Origin of the sequence: Actinomyces sp. oral taxon 849 str. F0330, assembly GCF_000239715.1 — a bacterium.
Lineage (GTDB): Bacteria > Actinomycetota > Actinomycetes > Actinomycetales > Actinomycetaceae > Actinomyces > Actinomyces johnsonii.
The window spans coordinates 165,661-172,018 of record NZ_JH470355.1 but is presented as its reverse complement, the minus strand read 5'-3'; the positions used below and the strand labels follow the sequence as shown (position 1 = coordinate 172,018).

The 6,358-nt window shown below is 69.5% G+C and carries 4 protein-coding genes; 1 reads left to right on the top strand and 3 read right to left on the bottom strand.

Going from position 1 to position 6,358, the window contains the following annotated elements; all coding sequences use genetic code 11:
- The 3 genes from HMPREF0975_RS11005 to HMPREF0975_RS10995 form a co-directional block, all read right to left on the bottom strand.
- The coding region (locus tag HMPREF0975_RS11005; RefSeq protein WP_009234249.1) for an ABC transporter transmembrane domain-containing protein at positions 1-1,382 on the bottom strand (1,382 nt) is incomplete at its 3' end.
- A 408-nt stretch (positions 1,383-1,790) separates the two neighbouring features.
- On the bottom strand, positions 1,791-4,382 hold the full coding sequence (locus HMPREF0975_RS11000) for an ABC transporter permease (RefSeq protein WP_009234248.1): 2,592 nt from the start codon (positions 4,380-4,382) through the stop codon (positions 1,791-1,793).
- Positions 4,383-4,385: 3 nt separating this feature from the next.
- Complete coding sequence (locus HMPREF0975_RS10995) at positions 4,386-5,225, bottom strand: ABC transporter ATP-binding protein (protein ID WP_049939818.1); 840 nt, start codon at positions 5,223-5,225, stop codon at positions 4,386-4,388.
- Positions 5,226-5,585: 360 nt separating this feature from the next.
- Between HMPREF0975_RS10995 and HMPREF0975_RS16245 the strand changes: the two genes are divergently transcribed.
- Positions 5,586-6,358 (top strand): variant leucine-rich repeat-containing protein (locus HMPREF0975_RS16245; protein ID WP_009234246.1); only part of this gene is annotated, 773 nt, incomplete at its 3' end.

Sequence of the window (6,358 nt, the reverse complement as noted above, 5' to 3'; positions counted from 1 at the left end):
GTAACGCCCGCCGGCTGCGGGTCGGGGCCGCCGCGCACGTCGAGGGCCTCGCGCAGGGTTCCGGTGAAGAGCTGGGCGGTCGCCCCGGACACGACGATGCTGGCGCGCACCTGGCCCAGGGGCATGGTCGCCAGCGGCCTGCCCGCCAGGGTCACGGTGGGACCGGAGTCGGTGAAGCGGCCCAGGCGCGTGGCCAGCTCGGCGGAGACCTCCGGATCGGGACACACCAGGGCCGTCATGCGGCCCTCCTCCAGGCGCAGGCCGCTTCCGGTGTCCACCAGGTTGCCGCTGACGGGGCGGGCGGCGGCGGGGTCCAGGTCGAGGCGCTCCACGAGGCTGCCGGCGGCGGGTGTGACCTCGAGCAGGCGGCTCAGGCGCCGGGCGCCGACGATGGCCCGGGTGTAGTCCTGCACGGAGTTGGTGAAGACCCACAGCGGCCAGGACAGGTAGGCGGTGTAGCCGTAGAAGGTGATGAGCCCGCCGGGGGTCAGACTTCCCGAGACGGCCATGCGGGCCGCGATCCACACGACGATGGCGGCGAAGAGGCCGGGCAGTAGGACCTGGAGGGTCATGAGAGTGGCCTGGGAGGAGGCCACCTCCACGCCGCGGCGCCGCAGCTCCTGGGAGGCCTCCCGGTAGCGGCGGGCGAAGACGTCCTCCCCGCCGATGCCGCGCAGGATCCGCAGGCCCGCCACTGTGTCGGTGGTGATCGTGGTGACTGCGGACTGGGCCTCGCGCTGAACGGCCTGGCGCTTCTGCAGGGGGCGGATGACCAGGGTGACGATCGCCGCCACCAGCGGCATGCCCAGGATGACCACCAGCCCCAGACTCACCGAGGTGCGGAGCATGAGGACCGCCACGACGATGAAGCTGGCCGCGGCCCCCAGCAGGGCCGGCAGGTGCTCGATGAGGTTGCCCAGGTACTCGGCGTCGGAGGCGATGATGGTGGCGACCTCGCCGGTGGAGACCTGCCGGGACAGGTCCGCACCGGTGGCGGAGACCTGCCGCCCCACGAGCCGGTCGACGTCGAAGGCCGTGCGCATCCAGGCCGCCACCCCGAAGTAGGACAGCATTGTGTCCCCGACGGCGTAGACGACGAACAGCACCAGCAGCAGGGCGCCGATACCCCAGACGCGGGCGTTGAGACCGTTCTCGATCCCGGCGTCGAGGGCCTGGCCCAGGAAGGCGGGCACGGTCGCCTGGATGATGTTGGAGGTGCAGGCCGCCAGGGTGGCCAGGGCCACCGGGACGGTGGCGCGGCGCAGCAGCCACCGCAGAAGAGCCCCGGCCCCGATGGACGGGGGCTGGGGCAGCGGGGCGTCGGGGGACATCGACAGGGTGATCGGGGCGGCCGGGATCGACCGGGAGAACGGTTCGGGCATGATCGCACGAGGCTACCGGAGCGAGCGCGGGTGCGGCAGGGGGAGGAGCGGTGACGAGGAAGATAGCGGGTGCGGGAATATCCGGTGAGTGTGGCCCGGGTGTCTCTCGGACGGATCCCGGGAGAGCGCCGGTGCCCCGGTCCGCTCCCGGGATGGCGGGGAGTCGGGCCGGGGCACCGGAGTCGGCGGGTCCGTTCGTTATTCCAGTGCCGGCTGGATGATTCGGAACCGCCGGCTGCCGCCGCGAGGCGCCGGCAGGTATGGGGGTGATGGCGGGCGGAACAATTCGTACAGCTCGTACTGTGCCCTACCGAATGGGCGCGCGGTACTGACGTATCTCCTACTTGCCCTCCGGCGGTGTCGTCTGTTCGGTGATCGGTCGCCGCCCGTCCGCCGACCGCCTGCTGACTACTCGGTGGCGATGGCGTCCAGGACGGGGAGCCTAGAGGCGCGCAGCGCCGGCCACAGGGCCGCGATAACGCCGACCACCACGGAGAGCACGAGCATGCCCACCATCTGCCCCCAGGGGATGCTCAGGGATGAGAGCCCCTGATCCTCCAGGATCTTCTTGAGGGCCGCGGCCAGGACCACCCCGGTCGCCCCGCCCAGGACGGTGCCGTACAGAGCTGTCAGGATGGACTCGGTGATGATCTCCCCGGCCAGCTGGGTCTTGCCCAATCCGACGGCGCGCATGAGCCCGATCTCCCGGGTGCGCTCAGAGACCGAGAGCACCAGAGTGTTGACGATGCCCAGGACGGCGATGACGATGCTCAGCCCCAGCAGGCCGTAGAGGATGGCGAGCATCTGGTTGACCTGCTGGCCGATCTGGCTGGAAATCTCGCTGGCGTCGCGTACCGCGTACTGGTAGGTGTCGGCCACGATGCTGCGGGCCTCGCCCCGCACCGTGTCGAGACTGGCGCCGTTGTCGAGGGTCAGGAACATGCCCATGGGCGAGTCCAGGACGTGGGCAGGGTCCGTGCTGGCGCCCGGCGAGCCCCAGGAGCCCACCGACGCCGCCAGTTCGGGGGAGTAGAAGTAGTTCGCGTTGAAGCCTCGCGGGTTGATGACGGCGCCCACCGTCGCCTCGACGGCGCCGTTGGGACCGGTGATGGTGACTTTATCTCCCATCTTGAGTCCCGCATCCTTCTTGACGGCCACATGGGTGGCGTCCAAGTCCTCCATCGACCCGGAGCTGAGCTTGACGTCATAGGCCCTTGCGAATGTGACCGGGTCGATGACGAAGGCGGCCGCGGTGGGATCCTGCTTGTCGTCTGGCGTGGTGACCGCGTCCGTGTAGATGCTGTACGAGGAGGTCTCCTTGACGCCGTCGATCGCCGCGATCTCCTTGACCTTCCCGTTCGAGAGCCGGGCGTTCAGGCTGCTCATCGTGGCTGGTTGGACCAGGAAGTCGGCCTTGAGGGACTTGTCGACCTCGTCGGCGGTCGAGGTGCTGAAGGAGGCGGCCAGCGTGGCGCCGGCGCACACCAGGGCCATGCCCACCATGAGGGCGCCGGAGGTGTTGGCCGTGCGGCGCGGGTTGTGGACGATGTTGCGCACTGCCAGGCGTCCGGACGGCCGCAGCACGCGGAATGGCAGTCCCAGGGCGGCGACCATCGGGCGCGCCAGAGTCGGGGAGACGATGAGCAGTCCCAGGATCACGCCGCCCGCGCCCAGTCCCATGATGAGGCGGCGCTGCTCCAGGTCTGCGTTCACCCAAGCGGCGGCGATTGCGGCCGCTCCGGCCGCCAGCAGCAGCCCGCCCAGGATCGTGCGCAACACCAGCGACTTCTCCCGGGAACCCGACACGCCGCGCATGGCCTCGACCGGGTGGGTCAGGGCGGCCTCGCGCGCCGGCAGCAGGGCGCCGACGATGGTGACGGCCAGCCCCACCGTCAGGGAGATCGCGATGATCGGCCCGGTCAGGCCGGTGCCCTCCAGCAGCGGCATGCCCATGGCGTCCAACAGCTTGGCCAGCCCGGCCAGGAGCCCGGCCCCCGCGGCCACGCCCAGGGCGGAGCCCACGACGCCGATGACGACCGCCTGGAGGAACACGATGCCGAACACCGATCCGGGCGATGCGCCCACGGCCCGCAGGAGGGCGAACTCCTTGACCCGCTGGCGCACACTCATCGCGAAGGAGTTCATGATGATGAAGGAGCCCACGAACATGGCGATGATGACGAAGACCATGAGGAAGGTCTGAATGAAGCCCAGCTGGGACTCGATGGTCTTGTTCTGCTCCTTGATGAGCTCGGCGCGAGTCTTCACCTGGGTGCCGTCGGGAACGACCTTGGTGATCTCGGACTTGACCGTGTCCACCGAGGCTCCGTCGGCCAGGTCGATTGAGATGCCTGAGACCCTCCCGTCCGGGGCGGCCATGGGCAGGAGCCAATCCGGGTCCATTCCCACGACCGTCGCACTGGCCATGGAGGACTCGAAATGGAATTCACCGACCACGGTGACCTCGGTGGGCTGGCCCTGGATGACGATGTGCGTCTTGTCCCCGACCTTGAGGCCGGAGTTCTTCAGGGCCCCGGACTCCAGGGCGATCTCGCCCTCACCCTGGGGCCTGTGGCCCTGGGCCCAGGTCAGGCCCGGCTCTTCGTCATACAGCGGCAGGAAGAGCGTGGGCGCTCCCATGCTGGAGACCGGGGTGTCGTTGGAGCCCACGAGGACCCCGGTCATCTGGGCGCCAGGGTTGGCGGCTTCGACGCCGTCGACCCGCTTGATCTGCTCGGACAGGGAGCCGTCAATGGGCTGGGTCTGCAGAGAGGAGGAGCTGGAGCCACCACCCTTGCCGTCGTCGGTGGCGATCTTGGGTCCCTGGACGTACAGGTCCGAGGTGATGGTGGAGGAGGTCAGCTTGGAGAAGGTCTCCGACATGGAGGCGCGCAGGGCCAGTGTGCCCGATAGGAACGCCACCCCGAGCATGACGGCGAAGGTGGTCAGGAAGAACTGCTTGGCATGGGCGCGTACGGAGCGCCAGGCGACTCGGTTCACGGCTCACGCCCCCTTGGAGGCGTCGGTGTCCCGGGCGCCGGCTGCGGGCGCGGACTCGGCCTCGCTCAGCTCGCGCAGGGCGTCCAGGACCCGGTCGCGGTTGGGGTCGTTCAGCTGGGCGACGACGTGCCCGTCGCGCAGGAAGATGACGGTGTCAGCCCAGGCGGCCGCCTCCGGCTCATGGGTCACCATGACCACCGACTGCTTCAGGTCGTCGACGCTGCGGCGCAGGATCTCCAGGACCTGCTCGGTGGAGTGGGAGTCCAGGTTGCCGGTGGGCTCGTCGGCGAAGACGACCGCCGGCTCGCCCACGAGCGCCCGGGCGCAGGCCACGCGCTGGACCTGGCCGCCGGAGAGCTCGGCGGGCCGGTGGGACAGGCGCTCCCGGAGGCCGACGGCGTCGATCACCTGGTCGAAGCGCTGTCGATTGACCTTCTTGCGGGCGATGTCCAGGGGCAGGGTGATGTTCTCTGCCGCCGAGAGCGTGGGGACCAGGTTGAAGGACTGGAAGATGAAGCCGATGCGCTCGCGGCGCAGGCGGGTCAGGCGGCGCTGACTCATGGAGGAGACCATGTCGCCGTCGAGCATGATCTCCCCGGAGGTCACCGAGTCCAGGCCCGCCAGGCAGTGCATGAGCGTGGACTTGCCTGATCCGGAGGGGCCCATGATGGCGGTGAAGCGGGCCCGGGCGATGTCGACGTTAACCGCGTCGAGGGCTTTGACCGCGCCCGAGCCGCGGCCGTAGACCTTGGTGAGGCTGCGGGCGGAGACTACTGGGTTGTCGACGGGGCGGTGAGGAGTGAGGACGGATGGGGCTGCTGGTGCGGGAACTGAGCTACTCATGCTTCGAGTGTGGCAGCGGCGCAGTCCGGTGTGCTCCTCCTGGCGGAGGACTGTCCCCCTGACCTCTCGGCTAGTCAACCCTGACCTGTGGTAGGGGAGGTCCCTGAGAGGGAGACGTGGAGGCTGGGCGGGTGCGATGTTTTCGCTGGTTGGCCTCCGCGTGGTGCCGCCGGGTCCCTCCCGGTGCGGCGAGCCGGTGATCGAGGGACGAACTTCGCCCGGCCTGTTTCCGTTTCTTGACCGGTTTGACGGATTCCCGACTACCATCTGTGCTGATCGGCGCCTTGCGATGAGTCCAGGAAGGGCTGTGCGAGCCCGATCAGTCGAGATAACCCGAACGTTCTCCCGGAGGGACTCTGCATGGATCCCGTTCAGCTCATGATGGCGGCTCACCAGGCCGATGAGGCGCTCGCCGCGCAGACGCCCGACCAGCCTTTGCAGGCCGCGATCGCCCAGAGCCGGCCGGATCTGTGGGCGGCGCTGTCTCGCAACCCGGCGGCCTATCCCGATCTGCTCTCATGGCTGGCCAGCACCGGGAACGTCGAGGTCATCGCCAACCTCCGTGCGCGCGGATTCCTGCCCGCCGACGCCGTCGCGCCCGGTGCCCCGGTCGACGAGCCCGGACCGGCCGTCGACGCGAATGCCGCCGTCGTGCCCGAGGAGAATCCGGAATCCGGTACCTTCTCCGCGGAGCAGCAGGATGCCGAGGCCGCCGGGGGAGGCGTCCCGAGTACCGAGGGCGAGCAGCCTCAGGCGGATGATGAGGCCGAGACACAGGTCGGTGAGGCCGAGACGCAGACCGCTGAGATCTCCTCTGACGAGTCCCCTTCTGACGAAACCTCCCCGGACAAGGAGGAGACCGAGGCCGGGGCAGGTCTCGCAGGGACCACCGAAGAAGACACCCAGAGCGGCGAACAGCCCGAGGAGGAGACTCCGGGGACCGCGGTGGACGAGGTAGCGGCCGAGGACCAGGGACCTGCAGATGACGACGGTGCGGCCTCCGGTGCTGCCGCCGACGGCGATGCGGCTGGGACGGTTGAGCCTTCGGACGAGACACCCGCCGACGGCCCCCAGACCGTTGCAGCGAGCGAGGACACCCCCTTCGTCGCGCCGGCCCGGCCGAGACCGAGGCC